The organism is Rhodococcus sp. RDE2, assembly GCF_020885655.1.
Lineage (GTDB): Bacteria > Actinomycetota > Actinomycetes > Mycobacteriales > Mycobacteriaceae > Rhodococcus > Rhodococcus pyridinivorans.
In genome coordinates, this window is record NZ_AP025186.1 from 894808 (window position 1) to 919557 (window position 24750).

The window sequence follows — 24750 nt, forward strand, 5'->3', positions numbered from 1 at the left end:
GGGCCAGGGCCTTCGGACCTCGATCAGGTCCACAATCGGCGGGCGGAGCGGAAGGCCTTCTTCCAGCCGCCGTCCAGATGCGCGGCCTGCGCGTCGCCGAGCTCGGTCTCGATGCGGAACAGGATCCCGAGCCCGAAACTGGTCTCGGCGGCGTGCCCCTGCTCGGAGAGCATGTCCAGGAGATGTTCCCGCGCCACGACGGAGTCCTGGAATTCACCGAGCAGATCCTGGAAGTCGTCGAACCGGTCGAGGATCCGTCCCGAACGCTTCGGGTGCAGCGGCGCGATCACCTCGATGGCGTACCGCATCCGCTTGGCGCCCTTGCGGGCCCGGTGCATCAGCGCGTCGCGCTCCGCCGGGTTCTCGGCGTCGCCGACCTTGTCGACGCGGCGTGAGACCTTCTTCGACAGCGCTGCGACCGCGTGCAGCAGTTCCTTCCGTGCCACCTTCGGTCGCGCCCCCGCCGCTTCGGTGGCGGGAGCGAGGTCGTCGATCGCTGCGTCGAGGCGGGTGAGCAGCCCGACATACCGATCCGAGTTCAAGGTGTCGACGGCCTCGAGGCGGGCGGACTCCGACCTGGCCGAGAAGTACTCGTCGATACGGGCCCTCGTCGCTTCCCGGTGCGATTCGACCGGGATGTCGGCCACGCGATCCGCGAGCCGCTCCCATTGGACCTCGAGATCGCGTGAGGGGCTGAGACGTCTTCCGAGCCAACGGAGTTCGTCGACGAGATCGTGATCGACGACGATCTCGTCGGAATAGGTCTGCAGTGCGCTGCGCAGACGCCGCGCGGCCTTGCGCATGCTGTGCACCGCGTCGGGCGTGTCGCGACGGACCGCGATGTCCGACAGCTCCAGGGTGTGCAGTTCGCTCGAGAGATAGTCGCGTACCGGGAGCAACCCCTTCGCGATCGACGGGCGGGTGGGGATCAGGTCGCCGAGCACGCGGTGGAGCTTCGACGGGCTCTCCGAACGGGTGATGCCGACGGCCGCGAAGCGCTCCTCGAGCGCCGTGAGGAATCGGCCGACCGCCTTGTCGCCGAGGGTGGAATTCCACTCGACCTCGATCTCCTTCCAGCGGATCTCCGATCCGTCGGCTCCGCGCACGGCGTCGACATCGTCGACCACCACCTCCGCGACGAGGCCGCCGTCGGACGACCGGAGTCGGTGCCGATGTCGTCGGGTCACGAGTAGAGCGGCCAGGCTCAGCGGGGCGCCGCGCCGGATGCCGCGCAACAAGGACTCGAGGTCTGCGGGAACGTCCTCGGCCGAGTCGTCACCGAGAGGGAAGTGCAGTTCGGTGCGGGTGTCGATACCGGACGGCAGTTTGAGATGCCATCCCGCGTCGTCACCGCCCTCGCGCCTCCGGAGCGTGATCTTCGAGCGCAGCAGGCTCAGCTCGGCGGTGTCGTAGTACTGGGCCGACAGTTCGAACCGGTCGACGTCGATCGCATCGACGGACGGCAGTCCCGTCAAGTCCGGAAGCGGCCGGTCGCCGGGGGCGGAATACTTGCGTTCCGCCTCCTCCGCGACGGTCGCCGGCGATGTGCTGCGCATGCATCTACTCCTTCTCCGTCTATGTCGAGTCCACCTTGCCACGCGGTCCGATATGAGGGGGTTCGTCCGACTGTGATCTGCCGATACCGGGCAAAGGGCACTTCGGCCCTGGTCAAGGCCCGGTTCCGGGGTGATCATGGTTCGACGCGGGTCCGGAGGTAATGATGAAGGTTCTTGTTTCGGTGGCCAGTCGGCACGGTTCGACCGCGGAGATCGCGACAGCGCTGGCCGCGTCGATGCGCCACCACGGCGCGCAGGTCGACGTGAACGCGCCCGAGCACGTCGACGAGGTCGACGCGTACGACGTCGTGGTGCTCGGCAGTGCCGTCTACCGCAGTCGCTGGCTGCGCAGCGCGCGGGAGTTCTCCGACCGGCACGCGGCCGAACTGCGCGAACGCGACGTCTACCTGTTCTCGTCGGGTCCCGTCGCCTCGGGCGGGAGGTCGGTGAACACGTGCTACGACGCGTGCGCCGTCGCCGAACGCGTCGAGGCCGTCGAACATCGCACCTTCCCGGGGAAGTTGGATCCGGCGGTGCTCGGCACCGGCGAACGGATGGTTGTCAGGATGGTCGGTGCCCCTTCCGGTGACTTCCGGGACTGGGACGCGATCGGTGCCTGGGGTGCGCGCATCGTGGCGCGCACGACCGCCCGGGAACACGATCTCGACGGCGTCGGTTCGGCTCCTGCGCGACGTGGGGCGCGCCGCTAGGCGGATATTCCACCCGGGCGGTCGGCCCGGATCCCGAGCCGGGCGATCAGCCCGAGCTTCCCTGATAGTGCGTGCTCAGTTCGGCTGCGCGGTCCCAGATCGACCAGTCGACCGGACGTTCCTCCAACTGGGCCTCGACCACCTCGAATCCGGCGTGCCAGGCGGCGCCGTGTGCGAGGGCGTCCTCCTCGTCGTCGGTGGTGTGGGTGAGGGTGAGCCAGCACCCGCCGGAGCCGTCCGGAGTGAGTTCCCAGTGCAGAACGTCGGTATCCCAGAGGTATTCCAGGATCCGTGCGGGCCGCACCGTGAGGACACTGCCCATGGTGGTGTGCCCTTCCGGCAGGCCGAAACGTCGGGTCTGTTCCTGCGTCGAGCGGAATTCGAGTGTGGCGCCGGGTGTGAGCTCGAACTCGACGTCGGCAGGGAACCAGGCGCGGAGATGGTGCGGATCGGTCAGGACCCGCCACACTCTCTCCGGCGAGTGGGGGAACGAGCGTTCGAACCGCAGGGCCACCCGCCCGTCATAGGTACGCGAGATGCTGCCGATTTCCATGGAAACCTCCAAGACGAGAACTCGCCGGTCAGCGGGGTCCTGGTGTGCTGTTACTCCATGCTGCCAGGTTTCGTCGGCTTACGAAGCGGGTCGGCCGACCTGTGATCGGATCGTGGAACGACAGGGACCTGGCCAGAAGCTGCAGCGGATTCGAATAGTCCTGCGGCCCAACCTCGTACGCCTCCGGATAGAGGTTGTCGCCGAGGATGGGGATTCCCAGGGAGTTCATGTGTACCCGGAGTTGGTGCGTCCGGCCGGTCTCGGGACGCAATCGGTAACGCGCACGGCCGCCGGCCGTGCCTGTGACGTCGATCCGGGTGACGGCGTTGACGGGACCGTCGACCTCGCGTGCCTGCAGCACTCCGCGTTCCTTGACGATGCGGCTGCGGACCTCGCGAGGGAAGTCGAGATGCGGCGCCGCCGGGGCGATCGCCTCGTACTCCTTCTCGACGAGACGCCGGTCGAACAACATCTGGTACGCGCGTCGTGCCTCGCGCCGGACGGTGAACACCAGAACGCCCGCCGTGAGCCGATCGAGTCGATGGACGGGGGACAGTTCGGGCAACTCCAGTTCCTTGCGCAACCGGACGACGGCGGTCTCCGTCACCCACGAGCCGCGCGGGGTGGTCGCCAGGAAGTGCGGTTTGTCCACTACGAGCAGGTTCTCGTCGCGGTGGAGGATGTCGATCTCGAAGGGCACGCGTTGTTCGGCGGGCGGATCACGGTAGAGATACACGAATTCGCGCGGGACGTACGGGGTCGAATGCGTGATCGCTGTGCCGTCCTGTACGACCACTTCGCCGCATTCGATCTTCTCCGCGATGCGCGTCGCATCGCTCGGGAAGCGCGCGAGCAGGAACTCCGCTATGGTCTCCCAACTGGGGTTTTCCGGCAGTCGCAGGCGGGTGGGGTTCAGGCCGTCGCGAACGGGGAGGGGAGCTTCGGGCACGGATCGTCAGGCTAGCGGTGCGACCGGAATGCGAGTGCCGAAGGCCGGACGATAACGCTGCCGGACTTTCCACGATAACGATTGTGTGCAAGCCTGCTTAAGGTTTCTGCACCGTCGATACCCTGGGACGGAAGTGAAGAATGTTACTGGAGTGCAAGGGGAGCTTGTTGTGACGATTTCGGCGAAGACCGGAACCCGTCGGCGGGGGGGACGCGCTCTCGTACGGCTGCTGGTGGCGGCACTGGTGCTTCCGCTGGCCCTCGCGTTCAGCGGGCTCGGTGCCGGCACGGCTGCGGCCGACCCGTACGAACGCTTCCACGAGGACATGGTCGCCGCACCGGGTGGGGTCGGGGCGATCAAGGTGCGCATCTGGCGAGCGAACAACGGCAGCAACAAGGCCGTCTATCTGCTCGACGGTCTGCGCGCCACCGACGACGTGAGCGGCTGGGAACACGAGACCAACGCGGCGTGGCTCGCCGATCACGGCGTCAACGTGATCATGCCGGTGGGTGGACAGTCGAGCTTCTACGCCGACTGGTACGCGCCGAGCAATTTCAACGGCCAGCCCTACACCTACAAGTGGGAGTCCTTCCTCACCCAGAACCTCCCCGACCATCTCGCGAACGCCTATGGCATCGACCGCAACAACAACGCGGTGGTCGGCCTGTCGATGGGCGGTAACGCGGCGCTGATCCTGGCCGCCTACCACCGCGACCAGTTCAAGTTCGCCGGCTCGCTCTCGGGTTACCTCAACCTCTCGGCTCCGGGTATGCGCGAGGCCATCCGTCTCGCCATGCTCGACGCCGGCGGATACAACGCCGACGCGATGTGGGGACCGCCCTGGAACCCGGCGTGGCTGCGTCACGACCCGTTCGTCGCGGCGCCGCAGCTGCGCGGCCTGCCGATGTGGATCTCCGCGGCGAGCGGCCTGCCCGGCCAGTACGACCGGCCGAGCTCGCTGGTGGGCAGCTTCAACACGACCAACGCCATGGGTCTCGAAGCGCTCGCCCGCACGCAGAACCGTGCCTTCCAGGTGCGCCTGCTGACCTTGGGGATCGACACCGCACACTTCTCGTTCCCGATCGTCGGTACCCACTCGTGGGGCTACTGGCAGGACGAGCTGTGGGCGATGCTCCCGATGCTCAAGTCCTCGATTGGCGCCTGACGCCACCACATCGCTGGCCGGCTGCACCGTCGTCGTGACGGGGGCCACCAGCGGGGTGGGTGAAGCGACGGCCCGGGCCCTCGGGGCTGCCGGTGCCACCGTCGTCCTCACCGGTCGCAACGTCGACCGGGGCAAGCGCATCGCCGACGAGATCGGCCCCCGGGCCGAGATGATGTCGCTCGATCTCGCCGACCTCTCGGCGATCCGTGCCTTCGCGGACGCCTTCGCCGATCGGCGGATCGACGTCCTGGTCAACAACGCCGGGGTCATGGCGGTGCCGCTGCGTCGCACCGCCGACGGGTTCGAGATGCAGATGGGAACGAACCATCTCGGACACTTCGCCCTGACCGGACTGCTGTTGCCGCGCATCACCGGTCGCGTCGTCACGGTGTCGAGTGCCGCCCATCTGATCGGCCGGATCGATCTCGACGACCTCAACTGGGAACGCCGCCCGTACAACCGCGCCGCGGCGTACGCACAGTCGAAGCTCGCGAACCTGCTGTTCGCGCTCGAGCTCGAACGACGACTCGCCGCGGTCCGCTCACCGCTGCGCGCCGTCGCGGCCCATCCGGGCTACGCGGCGACCGAAGTGGGCAGTCACACGGGGACGTGGTTCGACCGGTTGTTCGGTTTCGGCAAGACGATCCTGCAGCGCACCCCGGACCAGGGAGCCGAATCGGTCGTGCTCGCCGCTTCCGATCCGGGCATCGCGGGCGGCTACATCGGTCCGCGTTTCCTGCTCTACGGAGCGCCCGGTGTCGCCGGCGTGGGGCGTCGCGCCCGCGACCGCGAGACCGCGACGCGGCTGTGGGAGTTGTCGGAGAAACTCACCGGAGTCCATGTCGAGATCGGCTGATACGCGTCGTCGCCCGCACCCCGTGACCGCCGCCCGAGGGGCGCCCTGCGGTCACGGGGTGCGGCGCATCGGCACGTGGTCGATCCCGGCCTCGAGATAGTTCGCTCCGGTGCGCACGAACCCGAATCGCGCGTACCAGTGCTCCAGATACGCCTGCGCCGAGATGTCGACCACCCCCGGACAGGTCCCGAGCGCCGCCTCGATCAGCTCCGCGGCGAGGCCGCGCCCGCGTGCGTGCCGGGCGGTGGCGACACGGCCGATGTGGGCGACGTCCCCGTCGTCGTGGAGCACGCGCAGCGTCGCGAGGACCTCGTCACCCTCCCGCGTCCAGAACAGTTCGGTGGTCGGGTCGAGATCGCGGCCGTCGAGTTCCGGTTCGCTGGTGATGCCCTGCTCGAAGACGAACACGTCGGTCCGCAGGGCGACGATCCGGTACAGGCTCTCGGGGTCGGTCTTCCTCAGCGGTGCATGGTGGATGGACGGCACGCCCCGATCGTAGGGGGACCCACTCTGTCGGGAGGACAGGGACGGGCTTCACCCGGCAGTGACGGTGGGTCGGCGGGCTTCACCCGCCCGTCGTGAACCCGTCGAGCAGTCCCGTATAGCGCTTCGGCGGGGGAGTTGCGAACTCGCCCCGCTTGCCGGTCGCCAGCCCCATGGTGACCAGCGACTGCACGGTCAGCGTCGCGGCCGCGACACCGTCGACCACCGGCACCCCGATCTTCGCGGAGATGTGGGCGCACAGGTCGGCCATCCCGGCGCAGCCGAGCACGATGGCGTCGGAACCGTCCTCGTACAGGGCATCGAGGCACGCCTCGGTGACGATCTTGCGTGCGTCGGGATCACTGTCGAGGGCCAGCACCGGCAGGTCGCACGCGTGCACGCCCCGGCACGCGTCGCGCATGCCGTAGCGGTGCGCGAGGTCCCACGCGCGTCCGGTCGTGCGGGCCAGCGTCGTGACGACGGAGAATCCGCGCCCCAGGACCGCGGCGGTGTGCATCGCGGCCTCGGCGATACCGACGACGGGTCCGGCAGCGAGTTCGCGCGCCGCGTCCAGTCCGGGATCACCGAAGCACGCGACGACGTAGCCGTCGACGCCGTCGCGTTCACCCTTCTCGATCTCGCTGAGGATGCCCGGCACGGCGAGCGCCTCGTCGTAGTGGCTCTCGATCGAGGGTGGGCCCATGGTGGGGCTGACCGCCTCGACGCGTGTGCCCGGACCTGCGACGGCCCGGGCACACGCCTCGATCGTGGCGGTCATCGACCACGTGGTGTTCGGGTTGACGACCTTGATGAACATGGAGGATCAGACTGCTTCCTGTGCGACCCGGTCGGGGAGACGGACTGCGAGGCGGGTACGGGTCGCGAGCAGGTGGTAGACGACGAAGCCGAGACCGCAGCCGATGAACCAGCTGTACTGGGCGGCGGTACCCATACCGGGAGCATCGTTGAACAGCACGGGGATCATCGCGACCACGGCGCCGACGACGGTCGCGATCACCGCGGCCGGGTTGTAGCCCTTGCGGTAGAAGTACGCGCCCTTCTCCGACATCGTGAACAGGTCGTCGACGATCACCTTCTGCTTGCGCACGAGGTAGTAGTCGGCGATGAGGATGCCGAACAGCGGACCGATGAACGCGCCCAGGGTTTCGAGGGTGTAGTGGATGACCTCGGGGTTGTTGTACAGATTCCACGGGGTGATGAGCACCGAGCCCACCGCGGCGATCATGCCGCCGGCGCGCCAGCTGATCTTCTGCGGGCTGACGTTCGAGAAGTCGAAGGCCGGGGAGATGAAGTTCGCGACGATGTTGATGCCGATCGTGGCGATGGCGAAGGTCAGCGCGCCGAGCACGATCGCGAAGGTCGAGTCGATGCGGGCGACGGTCTCGACGGGGTCGGTGATCAGTTCGCCGTAGACGGGCAGCGTGAGCGATGCGGTGATCACCACGAGCAGCGAGAAGACCAGGAAGTTCACCGGCAGACCGAGGAAGTTGCCCTTCTTGACGGCGGCGTAGGACTTCCCGTACCGGGAGAAGTCGCCGAAGTTGAGCATCGGGCCGGAGAAGTACGAGACCACCAGGGCGATCGCGCCGAGCATGACCGGCACCGACGACCATCCGGTGTGCGTGACCTCACCGAGGGTCAGATCGATTGCGCTCCAACCGGCCTGGGAGATCAGATAACCGCACAGCAGGAACATCACGACGTAGACGGCCGGGCCGCAGAAGTCGATGAACCGCCGGATCGACTCCATGCCGCGCCAGAACACGCAGGCCTGCAGCACCCAGAGCGTCAGGAAGCTGACCCATCCGAGTGCGGACAGACCGGCGAATCCGTAGTCCTCGACCACCGCATAGGGCGCGAGCGAGGGGAACAGCTTGATCAGCACCACGTCGAGTGCCGCCGAGGCGAGGAAGGTCTGGATCCCGTACCACGCCACCGCGATCAGCCCGCGGATGATCGCGGGGATGTTCGCGCCGAGGACGCCGAAGACACTGCGGCAGATCACCGGATAGGGCACACCCGTGACCTGGCTGGGCTTGGCGACGAGATTGCAGAAGAAGTAGACGATAGTGATGCCCACGAGCAGGGCCACGAGGACCTGCCAGCTGGCCAGACCGAGAGCGAACAGGCTGCCGGCGGTGACGTACCCGCCCACGCTGTGGACGTCGGACATCCAGAAAGCGAAGATGTTGTACGAACCCCACCGCTGGTTCTTCAGCGGGGCGAGGTCGTCGTTGGTCAACCGCGGGTCGTATCCGGTCGCGGGCGGCGGGGCTGCGGCGGGGACGCTGCCGGCGCTCGGTGTCAGCACTTCGGTCATGCCTGCTCCTGTGCGAGGGGGAGCCGCCCGTGTCCCGGTGCGAGGCCGGTGGGCGGAGTCGAATCGATCGACGGAACATCAACGGCGGTGGTGAATTCCGATGTGCAGACCGTAACCGGGCGATATTGCCGGAGAGTTACCCGAACTGTATATCTTCCGCGGGAAGCAGGCCGGATTCGGCGGTGAGGCCGGAGATGGCGACGTCGAGGTGCCGGTTGTGGTGTTCGGACGCCGCGAGCAGCGCGTCGGTATCGCGCGCGAGGAAGGCGGTGAGCATCGCCTCGTGCTCGCGATGGAGTTCGGCGCGCTCGGAATCGCTCACGTGCACCATCGGTTGCACGGGTTCGGTGATGTTCCAGGCGTATTCGAGCATGTGCAGCAGACGGTGCATGCGGGACGGCCTGGTGAGGGCCATGTGGAAGACGCGGCTCTCGCGGTGATAGCTACGCGAGTCGCCTTCCTGCACAGCGCGTTCGAGAAGTCGATGTGACTCCTCGACGCGCCGGTCGTCCTCCTCGGTGGCGTTGCGCACGGCCGCCGCGAGCGATGCCGATTCGAGAGTCTCACGGACGAGGTACATCTCGCGCAGCTCCGCGATCGTCAGCTGGGCGACGATGTATCCGTGGTTCTGCCGGTGGGTCACGAGGCCTTCGCCGATGAGGGTCTTGAGTGCCTCCCGAACCGGGATGCGGCTCACCCCGAACAACTCCGAGACCTCCCCGACGGGGATCGGTGTGCCCGGGGGTGCGGCTCCGGAGAGGAAGGCGCGACGCAGCTCCTCGAGGATCACGTCCTGCGGGCGGCCCGGTACGTCGACGCGGAGCTCGTCCAGCAACGCGGATCTACGGCGTGGTGCCACGACCGGGTCCTCCTTCGTCACCGGAATGCGAGTGCTCGACTCCGCGAAGGTAGACCCGTCGTGTTACGTCCTCGTCTCCGCTGCGTGACAGGGATGCGCCCTCACGCGCCGCCGCGCGGAGGGAAGGTCGGCAGCGTCGGCATCGGCCGCGGCGTGGTGGGCGTACCCGTGGTGGGGCGAGGCGTCCCCGTGTTCGGCGCGTCGCTCTCCTCGGTGTCCCGGCGGGGGCGGTCCTCGTCCGGCTCGGTGTCGCGTCCGGGCCCGCCGCGCCTGGTGAAACCACCGGCGGTCGACGTCGCCGTGGTGGTGGGGGCAGCGGTGGATTCCGCAGCCGGCTCGGCGGTCGGTGCCGAGGTGGTGGTCACCACCGGTGCCTCGGCCTCGGGTTCCTCCGTCGTCGTCTCCGCGGGCGCGGTGGTTGTCGTGGTCTCGGTCGTCGCTGTGGTCGTGGTCGTCGCGAACGGTGACCCGATGTCGAGCGTCGGCTCGGCGGCAGGACGCAGGACCTGCCGCTCGACGGGCTCGGCCTGCGGGAACACGAACAACGCGCCGACGCCCAGCACCGCGAACACCGCCACCGATGCCGCGATGACGGGAACGGTGCGCTTCGCGCGACGATCGCGACGGGGGAAGCCCTCCCGGTCCAGCGGTTCGAGCCGGCGCCCGAGATCGATCAGTTCCGCCTCGGAGGGCTGCACCGCGAGCAGCCGTCCCCGCAGGTGTGCGGGCAGCGGGGTGAAGGGGAGAAGTGAGAACGTTCCGAGGGCGTTCGGCACGCGGGGCACCGCGCGGTCGACGAAGTCCTGCGCATGGGCGAGGACACGTCCGTCGCCGGCGGAACCGAGCATCGCCTCGATCTCGTGGGACGAGAAGTGGTGCCGGACCGTGAGGTCGACGACCTCGCGGGCGGTGCCGTCGAGCAGGTGGACCGCCTCACGGACGTCGAGGACGTCGGAGGCGGCCTGGTAGGTGGGGTCGGCCGCGGGGAGATATTCGAGGGCGGAGCCGGTGCGCTCGAGCACGCGGATGCATTCGGCGCGGACCGCGGCGTAGAGCCAGGCCCGCAGGAGGCTCTCGTCGCGCAGCGACCGGATCCGCGCGGTCGCCGTCCAGACCGCGTCGTACACCACGTCCGAGGCCGACGACACGGCGACGAAGCCGCACGCGTACGCGTACAGGCCGGGGGCGAAACGGTCGAAGACCGCTGCCGTGGCGTCCGGCTCCCCGTTCCGCAACGCTGCGGCGAGTTCGCGGTCCGGACGTCCGGGGTGGTGCCCCATCGATGGAACCTCCCTGTCGTGTATGCGCCCCCGCGCGCCTGCGGTCGTGAGTTCCGGGGAAGTCTACGAGCAGGTGCGCCCCACGGCGAGGATGCGATCCATCGGGCCCGTCGACGCCGGAAACGGGGGTGTCGCCGCGCGGCGCGCGTCCGTAGGGTGGCGGGCATGGGGTGGACCACGAACGATATTCCGGATCTGTCGGGACGCACGATGGTCGTGACGGGGGCCAACAGCGGACTCGGTGCGGAGACCGCCCGGGCGCTGGCGCACGCCGGTGCCGAGGTGGTGCTCGCGTGCCGCGATGTCGCCAAGGGTGAGTCGGTCGCGGCCGATCTCGGCGACCGCGCCACCGTGCGCCGTCTGGACCTGGCGGATCTCTCGTCGATCCGTGCGTTCGCCGACGAGGTGCGTGCCGAGCACGAGCGCATCGACGTCCTGGTCAACAACGCCGGCGTCATGGCGGTGCCGCTGCGGCGGACGGCCGACGGTTTCGAGATGCAGATCGGGACCAATCACTTCGGCCACTTCGCGCTCACCGGGTTGCTGCTCGACCGCATCACCGACCGGGTGGTGACGGTCAGCAGCACGATGCACCGCATCGGCAGCATCGATCTCGACGACATCAACTGGGAACGTCGCCGCTACGAGCGGTGGCTCGCCTACGGGCAGTCGAAGCTGGCGAACCTGTTGTTCGCGTACGAACTGCAGCGGCGCCTGACCGCAGCCGGATCGAGCGTGAGTTCGCTTGCCGCGCATCCGGGTTATTCGTCGACGAATCTGCAGTACCGCAGCGAGTCCTGGCACGGGAAGATCGTCGAACTCGTCACCCCGATCATCGGGCAGTCCCCGCAGCAGGGTGCGCTCCCGACGCTCTACGCGGCGACCTCCCCGGAGGCGGAGCCGGGTGGCTACTACGGGCCGGATTCCTTCTTCGAGATGCGCGGCCGGCCGAAGCGGGTGCAGTCCACCTCGCGGTCACGCGACGAGATCCTGGCGCGGAGGTTGTGGGAACTGTCGGAGCGGCTGTGCTCCGTCGAGTACTCGATGCCCTAGAGCTCTCGATGCCCTAGAGCTCTCGATAACGCACATCCTGCAGGGCTGCAGTTCTCAGGTCAGGGTGAACGAGACCGGCGGCAGATCGTCTCGTCGGCACAGTCCGGTCTGATCCACGAGGTCGAGGGTGCGCAGATAGCGCCGGACCAGATCGCCCGCCGAGAGCCCCGCGTCCGATGCGGTGCGCAGGGCGGCGGCGAGTCCGTCCCCGCGTGCCCAGCGGTGGATCGCGGCGACGGCGATCGGATCCGGATCCGGTCCCACGTCCAGGCCGAGGCGTTCCTCGCGTCCGGCGAGTTCGCTCCACAGCCGTGAGGTGGCGCGCAACGCTTCGTCGATCGCCGGGGTGGTGCGTCCCGGGACTCCGACGGTGCGGCGCCGGGTCTCGCCCAGAGCGCTCGAGGCGACGGCGGCGAGTTCGGCCGGCGTCAGTCCCGACCACGCCCCGGTCCGCACGCATTCGGCGACGAGAAGGTCGTTCGCGCAGTAGATCCGGCCCAGGCGACGGCCGTCGTCGGTGACGTAGGCCGACCCGCCCATCGGGTCGCGGAGCAGATAACCCCGCTCCTCGAGCAGATCCAGCGTGCGATCGAAGGTCTCGACGAGGCGTCCGGTGACCGTGTCGATCTGCAACCGCATCCGTTCGGTGTCGCCGTGCACCGCGGCGCGTCGCGCCGAGAGGGCGAGGAGGCGCTCCCTGTCGCCGCGTCGATGTGAGGGATGTGACCGCACCGCCCGTGCCAGTGACGTCACCAGTTCGGCCGAACCGGAGCGCCGTGCCTCGGCGAGCCGGTCGCACAGGTGCCGGTACTCGGTGAAGCCCTCGACGTCCCCGAGTTCGGTGTCGAGATCGCGCAGCGTCGTCGTGTTCGCGCGGACGGCGTCGGTGAGCGCTGCGACGGATCGTTCGGCCTGGAACTGGGCGAACGAGCGTCGCAGGAAGTCCCGGGAGCCGGGGATGCCGCGACCGGCGACCAGGTTGACCGCGGTGTTGTAGCCGACGCGCAGCGAACTGTGCAGCGGGTACGAGCGTGCGCCGGCGAGACCGGCGACGGTCGCGGGGGCGGCTTCGGGACTCCACAGCACGACGGCGTGGCCTTCGACATCGATGCCGCGGCGGCCGGCGCGACCGGTGAGCTGGGTGTATTCGCCGGGGGAGAGGCGCACCGGGCCGTCGGCGGTGGGTTTGACGAGGCGTTCGAGGACGACGGTGCGCGCCGGCATGTTCACCCCCACGGCGAGGGTCTCGGTGGCGAACACGACCCGCACGAGACCGCGAGCGAACAACTCCTCGACGGTGTGACGGAAGGCCGGGATCAGGCCGGCGTGGTGCGCGGCGAAACCGCGTTCGAGTCCTTCGAGCCACTCGGTGTGACCGACGGCGTCGAGATCGGCGGGCGGCAGGGCGGCGGTGTGCCGGTCGGCGACCGCGCGGATCTCGGCGACGTCGGCCGCCTCGGTGAGACGGACCGACGATTCGAGGCATTCGGCGACGGCGTCGTCGCAGCCGTTGCGGCTGAACCGGAACCAGATGGCCGGCAGGAGTTGTTCGGCCTCGAGCCGGGCGACGACCTCGGGCAGGTCGGCGCCGGCCGGTCCGGGTGCTCCGCGTGCACGTCGCCGTCGCCGCCCACGGCCGGTCGCGGGGCCGGGTGCGGCCTCGACGAGCTGACGGTGGGCGATGTACCGCTCGAGGGTCTCGTCGACGGTGCCGGACGGGGACAGCAGGTCGAACAGCCGCCCGCCGGCGAGCATGTGCTGGGTGAGCGGGACGGGCCGGGTCTCCTCGACGACGACCGCGAGGTCGCCGCGGACGCCGCGCAGCCAGCCGCCGAACTCCTCGGCGTTGCTCACCGTGGCAGACAGGCTGGTCAGCCGCACGTCGTCGGGAAGGGAGAGGATCGCTTCCTCCCACACCGCACCGCGCTCGCGGTCGGCGAGATAGTGCACCTCGTCCATGACGACGTGGGTGAGTCCGTGCAGGAGCGGGGAGCCGCCGTGCAGCATGCTGCGCAACACTTCGGTGGTCATGACGACCACGGGCGCGTGCGGGTCCAGCGAGATGTCGCCGGTGAGCAGACCGACACGGTCGTCGCCGAAGCGGCGCGACAGGTCGAGGTACTTCTGGTTGCTCAGCGCCTTGATGGGGGTGGTGTAGAAGCAGCGTCCGCCCGCTGCGAGCGCGAGACGGGCGGCGAATTCACCGACGACGGTCTTGCCCGCCCCGGTGGGGGCGCACACCAGGACGTCGCGGTCGTCCTCGAGGGCGCGGCAGGCCTCGACCTGGAAGTCGTCGAGGGGGAAATCGAGTTCGGTCGCGAACAGCGCGAGCTGCGACCGGTCCTGCGTGCGCACGTGTCCACGCTACGGGTCGGCGCGGACACGTGCGCAGCGCCGGGTGACTCAGTCCTCCGTCACCTCGAGGGTGACGTCGATGTTGCCGCGGGTGGCGTTGGAGTACGGGCACACCTGGTGGGCCTTCTCGGTGAGCTCGAGCGCCTGCTCGCGGGGGAGGTTCGGCAGGGTGACCTCGAGGGTCACGGCGAGACCGAATCCGCCGCCGTCGGTCGGGCCGATGCCGACGCGGGCGCCGACCGCGGAGTCGCTGACGTCCGCCTTCTCCTGCCGGGCGATCATCTGCAGCGCCGAGTGGAAGCACGCGGCGTATCCGGCGGCGAAGAGCTGTTCGGGATTGGTGCCCTTGCCGCTGCCGCCCATCTCGGTGGGGATGGACAGGTCGACGTCGAGCTTGCCGTCGCTGGTGCGGGCGTGGCCGTCGCGGCCTGCTCCGGTGGCGAGTGCTTCGGCGGTGTAGATGATGTTCACGATGTCCTGCCTTTCTTCGAGAGTGCGCCGGGTGCTTCCTGCAACGCGGCGGTCAGGCGGTGGAGCGTCTCGCGTAGCGCGACCAGTTCGTCGACGTCGAACCGGCTGTCCCGCGTCACGCAGCCGGGGATGTCCGCGGCCTCTGTCCGGAGTGCATCTCCCGCTTCGGTGAGGTGGACGACGACACGACGTTCGTCGGTCTGCTGCCGGCGTCGTTCGACGTATCCGGCGGCCTCGAGCCGTTTGAGCAGGGGGGACAGTGTGCCCGTGTCGAGATCGAGCGAGTCGCACAGATCCTGCACGCCTCGCGCATCGCGTTCCCACAGTGCCAGGAGCACGAGGTACTGAGGGTAGGTGATGCCCAGCCGGTCGAGATGCGGCCGGTAGGCGGCCGTGATGGTGCGGGAGGCGCGGTAGAGCGCGAAGCACACCTGCTGGTCGAGTTCGAGTGGAGACGGCACGGGAATGAATGTAGCGCGCAGTTTTGTTGTGCACAACATTAATGGCCACAACTCGATACGTGTTCCGGATCACTTCCATGTGGGAATTGAGGGCGCACTGGGCACGTTAGTTGAGTGAGAATGGCTCAAGTTCGACAGAAAGGCTTCGGAATGCCGGCATTCTTCGGGCCTGGTGGCCCCGGCCGAATCGACATCACACGTTTCATGAGCCGCGGTACCCAGGATCTCCTCGCCCACGCAGCGCGCTACGCCACCGACCGCGGTGACGCGGAACTCGACGTGCTGCACCTCCTCCGCGCGATGGCGGAGCAGGATCCCTCCCGCACGGTCATGATGCGCGCCGGAGCCGACCCCGCCGACGTCGCTACCGCCGTCGACCAGCGGCTGCCGCAGAGCCGCCCCGGTGAGGCCGTCTCCGCACCCGCACTGACCGGTGCCGTGAAGACCGCGCTCCTCGAAGCGCACCAGCTCTCGCGTGCGCTCGGCTCCACCTACATCGACCCCGAGCACCTGTTCTTCACACTCGCGGCCGACCAGACCCGCGCTCCGGGACGCCTGCTGGCATCGCTGGGCGTGACCCCACAGGCGTTGCAGACCGCACTGCAGCCCACCCCCGCGGCTCCCGTCGCGGAGGAAACCACGACGCCGACCCTCGACAAGTTCGGCGTCGACCTCACCGAGCGGGCTCGCGGCGGCGGCATCGACCCCGTCATCGGCCGTGCCGACGAGATCGAGCAGACGATCGAGATCCTCGCCCGACGCACCAAGAACAACCCGGTGCTCGTCGGTGAGGCCGGCGTCGGCAAGACCGCCATCGTCGAAGGACTCGCCCAGCGCATCGTCGACGGCGACGTCCCGGACATCCTGCAGGACAAGCGGATCGTCCAGCTCGACCTGACGGCGATGGTCGCCGGAACCCGCTACCGGGGCGACTTCGAGGAACGCCTCACCGCGGCACTCGACGAGATCACCGCCCAGCAGGGGAAGCTCATCGTCTTCATCGACGAGATCCACACCGTCGTCGGCGCGGGCGCCGGCAACGAGGGCGCCATGGACGCGGCGAACATCCTGAAGCCGAAGCTCGCCCGCGGTGAACTGCACGTCGTCGGCGCGACCACCCTCGACGAGTACCGCAAGCACATCGAGAAGGATCCGGCGCTCGAACGTCGTTTCCAGCCCGTCACGGTCGACGAGCCCGCACGCGACGACGCCGTCGCGATCCTGAAGGGTCTCGCCGATCGGTACGCCGAGTTCCACAAGGTCCGGTACACCGACGAAGCGCTCGAAGCGGCCGTCGACCTGTCGATGCGGTACCTGCCCGACCGGCACCTGCCGGACAAGGCGATCGACCTCGTCGACCAGGCCGGTGCACGACTGCGCCTGCGGGTGCCGCGCACCGACGTGACCGAACTGCGTTCGCGGCTGGGCGAACTCGAAGCCGAGAAGGATCGCGCCGTCGAGGCCGAACAGTACGAGGAGGCCTCGCGCATCCGCGACGAGATCCTCCGCATCCAGGTGCGGATCGACGGTGGGGACGGTGAGGGCGAGGGAACTCCCACCGTCGACCCGGAGCTGATCGCCGAGATCGTCTCGCGGGCCACCGGGGTTCCCGCCTCGCAGATGACCCGTGCCGAGAAGGAGAGGCTGCGCACTCTCGAGGACGAGCTGCACAAGCGCGTCGTCGGGCAGGACGAAGCCGTCCACGCCGTGGCACGCGCCGTGCGGCGCAGCCGCTCCGGCATGAGCGATCCGCGTCGTCCGGTGGGCAGCTTCCTGTTCCTCGGTCCCACCGGCGTCGGCAAGACCGAGCTCGCGAAGGCACTCGCCGAGGTCCTCTTCGGCGACGAGCGCACCATGCTGCGCATCGACATGAGCGAGTTCGGCGAACGCCACACCGTGAGCCGTCTCGTCGGTGCCCCTCCCGGTTACGTCGGCTACGGCGAGGCCGGGCAGCTCACCGAACAGGTGCGTCGCCACCCCTACTCGGTGGTGCTGCTCGACGAGATCGAGAAGGCGCACCCGGACGTGTTCAACACGCTGCTGCAGGTCCTCGACGACGGTCGCCTCACCGACGGTGAGGGACGCACGGTGGACTTCACCAACACCGTCGTCATCATGACCAGCAACCTCGGTTCGGACATCATCTCGAGCCGCGGTGGCGCCCTCGGCTTCACCACCGGTGACGCCGAGGCGGCCGAGAAGCCGCTGCGCGACCGGGTCATGGGACGGCTGCGCGAATCGATGCGGCCGGAGTTCCTCAACCGCATCGACGAGATCGTGATGTTCCGCAAGCTCGACGACGACCAGCTGCACCGGATCACCGAGCTGCTGCTCGACGACAGCCGGAAGCGGCTGCAGAGCAAGGGGATCGATCTCGAGGTCACCGCCGACGCGGTGGCGTGGATCGCCCGCAACGGTCACCAGCCGGAGTTCGGTGCCCGACCGTTGCGCCGCTCGATCTCCCGGGTGGTCGACGATCGCATCGCCGACATGCTGCTCGACGACGCTCTCGCCGAGGGCAACCGGGTCACGGCGGACGTCGTCGACGACGAGCTGCTGCTCCAGGTGAGCTGACCCGCACGACGAGGAAGGGGAGAGATGCCACGGCATCTCTCCCCTTCCCGTGTTCGGGCGGTGCTCAGCGGGTGGTGAGACGACGGATCGCCTCGAGCGGCAGGTGCAGCCACGAGGGGCGGTGCCGTGCCTCGTAGACCACCTCGTAGACCGCCTTGTCGAGCTCGTAGCCGCGCAGCAGGACGTCGGAGTCCCGCGGATCCGTGCCCGAGGCGGCCGCGTAACCGTCGCAGAAGGCGGCGCAGTTGCGTTCGGCCCACTCCCGGGCCCGGAACTCCCGTTGCGACTCCACGGCCGCGCCCTGTTCGGATTCACGGATCGAATGGTGTGCGGCGTAGTCGAACGACCGCAGCATTCCCGCCACGTCCCGGAACGGACTGTCGGGCTTGCGGCGCTCCTCGAGGGACTTCGCGGGCTCGCCCTCGAAGTCGATGAGCAACCAGCGCTCGGGGGTGCGCAACACCTGTCCGAGATGCAGGTCGCCGTGGATGCGGTGCACCCGCACCTTGCCCAGCGCGGCGACCTCGCCGAACCGGGCCCGGATCGCGTCGGAGAGTTCGACGAGTTCGGGGACCTCGGCCGCCGCAGCCTCGAGCCGGTGGATCATGCCCTCGGCCAGCTCGGAGGCGTCGCGTTCGTCCGTGCCGAGCGCCGAGCCGAGATGGGCGTGCACATCCGCCACGGCCGCGCCGATGCGGTGCGAGTCCCCGGCGAAATCGGTGCCCACCTCGTCGGCGCGCAGATCGCCTTCGAGGAGCAGATCCCGGACACTGCCGAGCGCCATCGACCAGCCGTCGGCCGAGTTCGCCGCGAAGTCCTGCACCATCGCCAGCGTGGTCCGGACCCCGTCGACCTCCGCTTCGATCCACGCCCGGATCGGGGCGATCGACCGGCACCCGTCCTCACCGAGTGCGAGCGGCAGCTCGACGTCCGGATTGATGCCGAGCGTGAGCCGACGGAACATCTTGAGCAGCAACTTCTCTCCGAGCACCACGGAGGTGTTGGACTGCTCCGCGCTCAGCGCACGCCCACGCAGGCCCTGTTCGATGACTGCACCCGGCACGGTGTGGAGCTCCACCGCACCGGCGGGGGTGCCGCTCGCCAGATTGCGCGAGTACCGGTCGAGGATCTCCTGATCGCGGAGGCCGTCGTAGACGTGCAGGCCGTGGTCGTGGGAATCGTCGGGACCGACCACACTCCACGACTGCAGTTCCTCGGGGAGATGAGGACGGAAGCCGAGGGGCACCTGATAGATCTGGTCCGCCGTCGAGTCGAACGAGACCTTCACGATCACGTGGTCGGCGCCGAAACCGGGCTCCTCCACGAGCGGATGACGCAGGACGACACCGATCCTGGTGACGGTGTGGCCCTTGGCCGCGAACCATCGCTGGTGCGGCATCCACTCGCGCAGGTCCTCGACGAGCCGCTCGTCCGGATAGAGCTCGTTGTTGCTCGTCATGGCTGTACCGCCGCTTCCGCTTCGCTGCTCACCGGATGCTCGCCCGGTCCCTCCTTCGACGGATCGGGTTGCAGGGCGAACCAGAAGAATCCGTGACCGGGCAGGGTGATCATGTAACCCTCCTCCGTGATCGTCGGGAACGGGACGGACCCGGTCAGCTCCACCGGGATCCACCCGGCGAAGCGCGACAGATCGAGGACGACCGCCTGCGGATAGCGCGACAGGTTGTTCACGCACAGGATGACGTCGCTGTAGTTGCGTTCCGGGCCGGGCGCCATCTCGCGCAGGTAGGACAGGATCGCGGGATTCGCGCTGCCGAGTTCGGTGAACGAGGCCTTGCCGAAGGCCGGATGCTGCTTGCGGACCTGGATCATCCGCCGCGTCCAGTGCAGCAGCGAGTTCGTCGAGTTCATCTGCGATTCGACGTTCACCGCCTGGTACCCGTAGGTGGGATCCATGATCACCGGCAGGTACAGCCGGCCCGGGTCGGCGCGGGAGAAACCCGCGTTGCGGTCGGGGGTCCACTGCATCGGGGTCCGCACCGCGTCGCGGTCGCCGAGCCAGATGTTGTCGCCCATGCCGATCTCGTCGCCGTAGTACAGGACGGGGGAGCCGGGCAGGCTCAGCAACAGGGCGGTGAAGAGCTCGAGCTGGTTGCGGTCGTTCTCCAGCAACGGCGCCAGACGACGACGGATGCCGATGTTGGCGCGCATCCGCGGGTCGGTGACGTACTCGGCGTACATGTAGTCGCGTTCCTCGTCCGTCACCATCTCGAGGGTCAGCTCGTCGTGGTTGCGGAGGAAGATGCCCCACTGGGCGGTCTTCGGGATCGGTGGGGTCTGGGCGAGGATCTCCGAGATGGGGAAGCGGTTCTGCCGCCGCACCGCCATGAAGATGCGCGGCATCAGCGGGAAGTGGAAGGCCATGTGGCACTCGTCGCCGATCTCGGGTTCGCCGAAGTACTCGACGACGTCGGTGGGCCACTGGTTCGCCTCCGCCAGCATCACCCGGCCGGGATATTCGGCATCCATCACCGCACGGCACTTCTTGAGGAAGGCGTGCGTCTCGGGGAGGTTCTCGCAGTTGGTCCCCTCGCGCTCGAACAGATAGGGGACCGCGTCGAGGCGGAACCCGTCGATGCCGAGATCGAGCCAGAAGCGCAGGACGTCGAGCATCGCGTCCTGCACTTCGGGGTTGTCGTAGTTCAGGTCGGGCTGGTGGGAGAAGAACCGGTGCCAGTAGTACTGCTTGCGCACCGGATCCCACGTCCAGTTCGACGTCTCGGTGTCGACGAAGATGATGCGGGCTTCCTGGTACCGGTCGTCGACGTCCGACCACACATAGAAGTCGCCGTACGGACCGTCGGGGTCGCTCCGCGATTCCTGGAACCACGCGTGCGTGTCGGACGTGTGGTTCATGACGAGGTCGGTGATGACGCGGATACCGCGTTTGTGCGCCTCGTCGAGGAAGATGACGAAATCCTCGACCGTGCCGAATTCCGGTAGCACGGCACGGAAGTCGCGGATGTCGTAACCACCGTCGCGCAGCGGTGAATCGTAGAAGGGCGGCAGCCAGATGCAGTCGGCGCCGAGCCACGCGATGTAGTCGAGTTTCTCGGTCAGCCCCCGCAGGTCGCCGGTGCCGTCGTTGTTCGAGTCGTTGAAAGCGCGGGCGAGGACCTCGTAGAACACCGCGGTCTTGAACCAGTCCGGGTCCACGGGCAGGCTGCGCGCATGGGCGAAGTCCTCGGCCCGGCTCTCGACGAGATGACCGTCTTCTGTGTGTTCGTATTCGGGTACTCGGTCGGACGGATCCGGCATGGCACCTCCGTGCTCGTCGCGTCGCAGGATGGACTCGCCCCAGAATGCCCCGGCGGACGGATTTCCACACCCGTACCGGACGGAACGCTATGTGAGTGCACGTGTGCGCCGATACATTGGCGGGCATGACTGCGAACCGGCCCGAAGGGCGGGTGGCCGAACTGTGCACCCGCATGCGTTCGTTCATCGACGACGAGGTGATTCCTCTCGAACCCGTCCTGAGCCGCCACGACGACAAGGCTGCCGAGGCGCTCGCCGGTCTGAAGGACAGGGCGAAGGAACTCGGGCTGTGGGCACTGGGGCATCCCGAGGAGATGGGCGGGGGCGGGGTTCCCTTCCTCGACTTCGTCTACCTCAACGAGATCATCGGACGCTCCGAGTACGGTCAGCTCGCGGTGGGATCGGTGTCCATGCAGGACGCCCTGATGATCCAGCGGCACGGCACCGCCGAACAACGCGAGCGCTGGATCCCCGGGCTCGTCTCCGGCGACATCCTGCCCTCCGTCGGCATGACCGAGCCGGAAGTGGCCGGATCCGACCCTGTGCTCGTGCAGACCACCGCCCGGCTCGAGAACGGCGAATGGGTGATCGACGGACACAAGTGGTTCACCACCGGCGCCGCGCAGGCCGGCTACTGCACGGTCTTCGCCCGGACCGAACCCGAGTCGACGCCGCTGCACCGCAGCATCAGCGCGATCATCGTGCCCATCGACACCCCAGGACTCGAGATCGTGCGGGCGATCCCCACGATGGGGCACGACCCGAGCGATCACTACGAGGTGCGGTACGACGGTGTGCGGGTTCCCGAGGAGAATGTGCTCGGCGAACGCGGCAACGGCTTCGTCGTCGCGCAGGACCGGCTCGGGCCGGGACGGATCTTCCACTGCATGCGGTGGCTCGGCCAGGCCCAACGAGCCTTCGAACTCATGTGTGCCCGCGCCAACTCGCGCTTCGCCCACGGATCGCTGCTCGCCGAGAAGGGTGAGATCCAGCGCTACATCGCCGAATCCGCCGCCGACATCCAGGCCGCACGTCTGATGACGCTGGACGCCGCGCGGGTGATGGACGCAGGGGAGGACGCCCGGGTCCGGATCGGGCTCATCAAGTTCCGCGGCGCGCAGATGCTGCACGATGTCGTCGACCGCGCGATCCAGGTGCACGGGGCGCTCGGCCTCACCGCCGACACACCGCTCGAGGGGATGTACCGGCGGGCGCGCTACGCCCGCATCTACGACGGCCCCGACGAGGTGCACCGGATGTCCACGGCACGGCGGATGCTGCGCGACCCGGAACGCGTGCCGTGGCGGTAGACCGCCGGCCGTTCGTGATCGGTCCGATCGGCTCCCCGCCCTAGGGTCTTTCGGCACGCCGGGAGGCGGGTGCAAGTATGTGGCGTGGCATCGGGGGAGGTCGGCAACAGGGAGCGGTCGAGCGGCGCACGGCCCGAGGGACGATGGCGCTGTTCGATCGACGACGTGGCGCGCAGGATGCGCGCCGAATCCGCGTGTCTCGACGACACCCTGAGCCTGATCACTTCGTCGGCCGTCGAGTTGATCCCGGGCGCCGAGCAGGCCGGGATCGCGGTGCGCACGTCCGGTCTGTGCTTCGAATCCCGCGCCGCGACCGGGCCGCTGCCGAGCGTGGTCGACGCACTGCAGCGGGAAGCGGGCGACGGCCCCTGCGTGGAGTCGATGCGGGAGCGCAGGACGATTCTCGTCACCGACATGCGATGTGAGAGTCGTTGGCCTGCAGTCTCTTCCGGATCCGCGGCCGCCGGTGTCGGATCGGCGTTGGTGCTGTGCCTGTACACCGGCGAGGTCCACGGAGCACTGCACGTGCACAGTTCCCGTGCGGAAGCGTTCGACGAACACAGCGTCGATGTGGGCACGAGCCTGGCGACCCACGCGGCGATCGCGCTGGTCGCCTCCCGCCAGGAGGAACAGTTGCGCGACGCACTCGCGTCCCGCGACGTCATCGGGCAGGCGAAGGGCATGCTCATGGAACGCTTCGCGGTGGGCGCCGACGACGCGTTCGTCCTGCTCCGGAAGCTGTCCCAGGAACGCAACGTGCCCCTGCGACGAATCGCGGGGCACGTGGTCGACGCGGGGTGGTGAGGTGTCTACGCCAGTTCGGGCGGGAAGCCTCCCGTGGCCACCGGACCCCAGCGGGTCGGGGTGATCCGGATCAGCGACTTGCCCTGATCACGCATGGCCTGCCGGTACTCGTCCCAGTCCGAATGTTCACCGGCGATGTTGCGGAAGTACTCGACGAACGGTTCGACGTCGTCGTGGGCATCGACCACCTCCGCGGTTCCGTCGACCTGCACCCACGCGTCGTTCCAGTCGTCGGACAGCACGACGACACCGACCTCCGGCCGGCTGCGGGCGTTGCGGGTCTTGGCGCGCCGGGGATACGTCGCGATCACGATGCGGCCGCTGTCGTCGACGCCACCGGTGACGGGGGAGGCCTGCGGTGTGCCGTCGTCGCGCTGCGTCATGAGGATCATCCGGTGCCGGGGCCGGACGAAGTCCAGCAGTTCCTCCAGGCCGACTGCGGTGTTGGTGGCGATCTTGCGGGCCATTCACGTTCTCCTGTTCCGAAGGGTCACGACTCGAGGAGCGCCGCGAGTCGCGCGAGGTCCTCTTCCACCATGCGCGTGTCGCGGTCGAACTCGTCGTCGGTCAGTTCGATCTGCCGGACGGTGAAGACGACCTCGGCACCGTCCGGGTGGGGGAGTACCCGCATCGGGTTGTACACCGTCGTCCCCGACGGCAGTGTCACCTCGTGGTCGAGCACCCCGTGGTCGTTGGTGCCGACGAACCGGACGGTGACCTTGCCCATCGGGGACTCCGCGACGAGGGTGTCGCCGACCCGCCGCACCTCGCTCCGCGCCAGACCGGCCGCCCACTTCGGCAGGTTGTCGGGATCCGCGGCGAACTCGTAGACCCGGCGCGGTGGGCATCGGACGACCCGAGAGACATGGCGGCTGCGGACGACATGCGTGCTCATGCTCGCCACATTAGAAGTTCGAAAGCTCGATCGCCCCCGGAAATCGGCTTCCCGTTTGCCGCACGCACACCGGTTGCCGAGGCGCACACTGGAAGTGTTCGAACCATCCGAAGGAGCCCGGGAGCCTGCGTCGGGCACTTCTCCCGTGAAGGAAGCCGGCGGATGTCGTACACCGAAGACGACCCCAACGAAATCGCGGTCCCCGTTCACAGAGGCGCCCACATCGCCGACCCCGGACCCTTGGGTCTGGCAGCCTTCGCCCTCACGACGTTCATCCTGTCCTGCGCCAACGCCGGGTTCGTCTCGGTGGAGGCGGAAGCCGCCGTCTTCGGGGTGGCATTGTTCTACGGCGGCCTCACACAGCTCGCCGCCGGAATGTGGGAGTTTCTGAAGGGCAACGTCTTCGGGGCGACGGCGTTCAGCTCGTACGGGGCGTTCTGGCTGAGCTTCTGGTATCTGGTCACCTACACCGCCGAGGAGATGGGTGCCGAGCGGCACGTCGGGGTGGGCATCTTCCTGCTGGCCTGGACCATCTTCACCGTCTACATGTGGTTCGCCAGTACCCGGATCAGCGCAGCCCTCTTCGTCACCTTCTCGGTGCTCCTCGCCGCCTTCGTCTTCCTCACCCTCGGAGCGCTGCTGGAGCAGACCGGTCTGACGAGGGTCGGTGGCTATTTCGGACTCGCCGCTGCCGCCGGTGCCTGGTACACCTCCGCTGCCGGAGTGCTGAGCACGACCTTCGGGCGTGTCGTCCTGCCCACGGGCCCACGCTGACGAGGCGCCTCTTCGTCCCCAC

23 protein-coding genes are annotated in these 24750 nt (G+C 68.4%); 8 read left to right on the top strand and 15 right to left on the bottom strand.

Annotated elements, in window-relative coordinates:
• Positions 1–23: 23 nt before the first annotated feature.
• Entirely contained in the window at positions 24–1556 is a 1533-nt protein-coding gene (locus LPH33_RS04280; protein ID WP_145691335.1) for a CYTH and CHAD domain-containing protein, read from the bottom strand.
• A 164-nt stretch (positions 1557–1720) separates the two neighbouring features.
• Between LPH33_RS04280 and LPH33_RS04285 the strand changes: the two genes are divergently transcribed.
• On the top strand, positions 1721–2266 hold the full coding sequence (locus tag LPH33_RS04285; protein ID WP_016693032.1) for a flavodoxin domain-containing protein: 546 nt from the start codon (positions 1721–1723) through the stop codon (positions 2264–2266).
• Between the two features lie 46 nt (positions 2267–2312).
• Here LPH33_RS04285 and LPH33_RS04290 read toward each other — a convergent pair whose 3' ends face one another.
• Positions 2313–2819 carry an SRPBCC domain-containing protein gene (locus LPH33_RS04290; RefSeq protein ID WP_016693033.1) on the bottom strand — a complete coding sequence of 169 codons (507 nt, stop codon included), beginning with the start codon at positions 2817–2819 and terminating at the stop codon, positions 2313–2315.
• Between the two features lie 28 nt (positions 2820–2847).
• Positions 2848–3768: a pseudouridine synthase gene (locus LPH33_RS04295; RefSeq protein WP_229567236.1), complete on the bottom strand. Its 921-nt coding sequence runs from the start codon at positions 3766–3768 to the stop codon at positions 2848–2850.
• A gap of 169 nt (positions 3769–3937) precedes the next feature.
• Between LPH33_RS04295 and LPH33_RS04300 the strand changes: the two genes are divergently transcribed.
• Together LPH33_RS04300 and LPH33_RS04305 are read left to right on the top strand one after the other, a co-directional pair.
• Entirely contained in the window at positions 3938–4933 is a 996-nt protein-coding gene (locus tag LPH33_RS04300) for an alpha/beta hydrolase (protein WP_254072913.1), read from the top strand.
• Entirely contained in the window at positions 4923–5789 is an 867-nt protein-coding gene (locus tag LPH33_RS04305) for an oxidoreductase (RefSeq protein WP_229567239.1), read from the top strand. The genes LPH33_RS04300 and LPH33_RS04305 overlap by 11 nt, the downstream gene beginning before the upstream one ends.
• A 51-nt stretch (positions 5790–5840) precedes the next feature.
• Here LPH33_RS04305 and LPH33_RS04310 read toward each other — a convergent pair whose 3' ends face one another.
• The 5 genes from LPH33_RS04310 to LPH33_RS04330 all read right to left on the bottom strand — a co-directional run bounded on the left by LPH33_RS04310 (position 5841) and on the right by LPH33_RS04330 (position 10752).
• Complete coding sequence (locus tag LPH33_RS04310; RefSeq protein WP_059384207.1) at positions 5841–6275, bottom strand: GNAT family N-acetyltransferase; 435 nt, start codon at positions 6273–6275, stop codon at positions 5841–5843.
• 79 nt (positions 6276–6354) lie between these two features.
• Positions 6355–7089 (bottom strand): aspartate/glutamate racemase family protein, encoded by a 735-nt coding sequence (locus tag LPH33_RS04315; protein ID WP_229567240.1) that lies wholly within the window; start codon positions 7087–7089, stop codon positions 6355–6357.
• Positions 7090–7095: 6 nt separating this feature from the next.
• Entirely contained in the window at positions 7096–8613 is a 1518-nt protein-coding gene (locus LPH33_RS04320) for an NCS1 family nucleobase:cation symporter-1 (RefSeq protein ID WP_160873767.1), read from the bottom strand.
• 136 nt (positions 8614–8749) lie between these two features.
• A complete protein-coding gene (locus LPH33_RS04325; RefSeq protein WP_229567241.1) occupies positions 8750–9472 on the bottom strand; it encodes a GntR family transcriptional regulator in 723 nt (240 codons plus the stop codon).
• 101 nt (positions 9473–9573) lie between these two features.
• Positions 9574–10752, bottom strand: coding sequence for an RNA polymerase sigma factor (locus LPH33_RS04330; protein ID WP_229567242.1), 1179 nt, complete (start codon positions 10750–10752; stop codon positions 9574–9576).
• 165 nt (positions 10753–10917) lie between these two features.
• Here LPH33_RS04330 and LPH33_RS04335 point away from each other — a divergent pair, with 165 nt between their 5' ends.
• A complete protein-coding gene (locus tag LPH33_RS04335) occupies positions 10918–11805 on the top strand; it encodes an oxidoreductase (RefSeq protein ID WP_229567243.1) in 888 nt (295 codons plus the stop codon).
• A gap of 54 nt (positions 11806–11859) precedes the next feature.
• Here LPH33_RS04335 and LPH33_RS04340 read toward each other — a convergent pair whose 3' ends face one another.
• From LPH33_RS04340 to LPH33_RS04350, 3 genes are read right to left on the bottom strand one after another with little or no spacing between them, the layout of a single operon-like run.
• Positions 11860–14160 (bottom strand): DEAD/DEAH box helicase, encoded by a 2301-nt coding sequence (locus LPH33_RS04340; RefSeq protein WP_229567244.1) that lies wholly within the window; start codon positions 14158–14160, stop codon positions 11860–11862.
• 48 nt (positions 14161–14208) lie between these two features.
• Positions 14209–14631, bottom strand: a complete 423-nt coding sequence (locus LPH33_RS04345; RefSeq protein ID WP_016695683.1) for an organic hydroperoxide resistance protein — start codon at positions 14629–14631, stop codon at positions 14209–14211.
• The gene (locus LPH33_RS04350; RefSeq protein ID WP_024103053.1) at positions 14628–15092 is read right to left on the bottom strand and encodes a MarR family winged helix-turn-helix transcriptional regulator; all 465 of its coding nucleotides are present in this window, start codon (positions 15090–15092) and stop codon (positions 14628–14630) included. The genes LPH33_RS04345 and LPH33_RS04350 overlap by 4 nt, the downstream gene beginning before the upstream one ends.
• Before the next feature lie 150 nt (positions 15093–15242).
• On the opposite strand from LPH33_RS04350, the gene LPH33_RS04355 reads away from it, so the two are divergent.
• Complete coding sequence (locus LPH33_RS04355; protein ID WP_229567245.1) at positions 15243–17666, top strand: ATP-dependent Clp protease ATP-binding subunit; 2424 nt, start codon at positions 15243–15245, stop codon at positions 17664–17666.
• Positions 17667–17730: 64 nt separating this feature from the next.
• Here LPH33_RS04355 and LPH33_RS04360 read toward each other — a convergent pair whose 3' ends face one another.
• Both LPH33_RS04360 and treS read right to left on the bottom strand, forming a co-directional pair.
• Positions 17731–19125: a maltokinase N-terminal cap-like domain-containing protein gene (locus LPH33_RS04360; RefSeq protein WP_160873772.1), complete on the bottom strand. Its 1395-nt coding sequence runs from the start codon at positions 19123–19125 to the stop codon at positions 17731–17733.
• Complete coding sequence (treS, locus tag LPH33_RS04365) at positions 19122–20945, bottom strand: maltose alpha-D-glucosyltransferase (RefSeq protein WP_016695679.1); 1824 nt, start codon at positions 20943–20945, stop codon at positions 19122–19124. The genes LPH33_RS04360 and treS overlap by 4 nt, the downstream gene beginning before the upstream one ends.
• 125 nt (positions 20946–21070) lie before the next feature.
• On the opposite strand from treS, the gene LPH33_RS04370 reads away from it, so the two are divergent.
• Entirely contained in the window at positions 21071–22255 is a 1185-nt protein-coding gene (locus LPH33_RS04370) for an acyl-CoA dehydrogenase family protein (protein ID WP_026061804.1), read from the top strand.
• Positions 22256–22339: 84 nt separating this feature from the next.
• Positions 22340–23059 carry a GAF and ANTAR domain-containing protein gene (locus LPH33_RS04375; RefSeq protein WP_229567247.1) on the top strand — a complete coding sequence of 240 codons (720 nt, stop codon included), beginning with the start codon at positions 22340–22342 and terminating at the stop codon, positions 23057–23059.
• Positions 23060–23064: 5 nt separating this feature from the next.
• On the opposite strand, the gene LPH33_RS04380 is transcribed toward LPH33_RS04375, so the two are convergent.
• Together LPH33_RS04380 and LPH33_RS04385 are read right to left on the bottom strand one after the other, a co-directional pair.
• Positions 23065–23526 (bottom strand): PPOX class F420-dependent oxidoreductase, encoded by a 462-nt coding sequence (locus tag LPH33_RS04380; RefSeq protein WP_229567249.1) that lies wholly within the window; start codon positions 23524–23526, stop codon positions 23065–23067.
• A gap of 23 nt (positions 23527–23549) precedes the next feature.
• Positions 23550–23954, bottom strand: coding sequence for an SRPBCC family protein (locus tag LPH33_RS04385; protein WP_229567250.1), 405 nt, complete (start codon positions 23952–23954; stop codon positions 23550–23552).
• A gap of 162 nt (positions 23955–24116) precedes the next feature.
• On the opposite strand from LPH33_RS04385, the gene LPH33_RS04390 reads away from it, so the two are divergent.
• On the top strand, positions 24117–24728 hold the full coding sequence (locus LPH33_RS04390) for an acetate uptake transporter (protein WP_229567252.1): 612 nt from the start codon (positions 24117–24119) through the stop codon (positions 24726–24728).
• Positions 24729–24750: the final 22 nt, after the last annotated feature.

Coding starts and splice junctions, on each gene's coding strand:
- LPH33_RS04280 (WP_145691335.1), bottom strand. CDS start 1,556: ATGCGCAGCACATCGCCGGCGACCGTCGCGGAGGAGGCGGAACGCAAG.
- LPH33_RS04285 (WP_016693032.1), top strand. CDS start 1,721: ATGAAGGTTCTTGTTTCGGTGGCCAGTCGGCACGGTTCGACCGCGGAG.
- LPH33_RS04290 (WP_016693033.1), bottom strand. CDS start 2,819: ATGGAAATCGGCAGCATCTCGCGTACCTATGACGGGCGGGTGGCCCTG.
- LPH33_RS04315 (WP_229567240.1), bottom strand. CDS start 7,089: ATGTTCATCAAGGTCGTCAACCCGAACACCACGTGGTCGATGACCGCC.
- LPH33_RS04320 (WP_160873767.1), bottom strand. CDS start 8,613: ATGACCGAAGTGCTGACACCGAGCGCCGGCAGCGTCCCCGCCGCAGCC.
- LPH33_RS04330 (WP_229567242.1), bottom strand. CDS start 10,752: ATGGGGCACCACCCCGGACGTCCGGACCGCGAACTCGCCGCAGCGTTG.
- LPH33_RS04335 (WP_229567243.1), top strand. CDS start 10,918: ATGGGGTGGACCACGAACGATATTCCGGATCTGTCGGGACGCACGATG.
- LPH33_RS04355 (WP_229567245.1), top strand. CDS start 15,243: ATGCCGGCATTCTTCGGGCCTGGTGGCCCCGGCCGAATCGACATCACA.
- LPH33_RS04360 (WP_160873772.1), bottom strand. CDS start 19,125: ATGACGAGCAACAACGAGCTCTATCCGGACGAGCGGCTCGTCGAGGAC.
- treS (WP_016695679.1), bottom strand. CDS start 20,945: ATGCCGGATCCGTCCGACCGAGTACCCGAATACGAACACACAGAAGAC.
- LPH33_RS04370 (WP_026061804.1), top strand. CDS start 21,071: ATGACTGCGAACCGGCCCGAAGGGCGGGTGGCCGAACTGTGCACCCGC.
- LPH33_RS04380 (WP_229567249.1), bottom strand. CDS start 23,526: ATGGCCCGCAAGATCGCCACCAACACCGCAGTCGGCCTGGAGGAACTG.
- LPH33_RS04385 (WP_229567250.1), bottom strand. CDS start 23,954: ATGAGCACGCATGTCGTCCGCAGCCGCCATGTCTCTCGGGTCGTCCGA.
- LPH33_RS04390 (WP_229567252.1), top strand. CDS start 24,117: ATGTCGTACACCGAAGACGACCCCAACGAAATCGCGGTCCCCGTTCAC.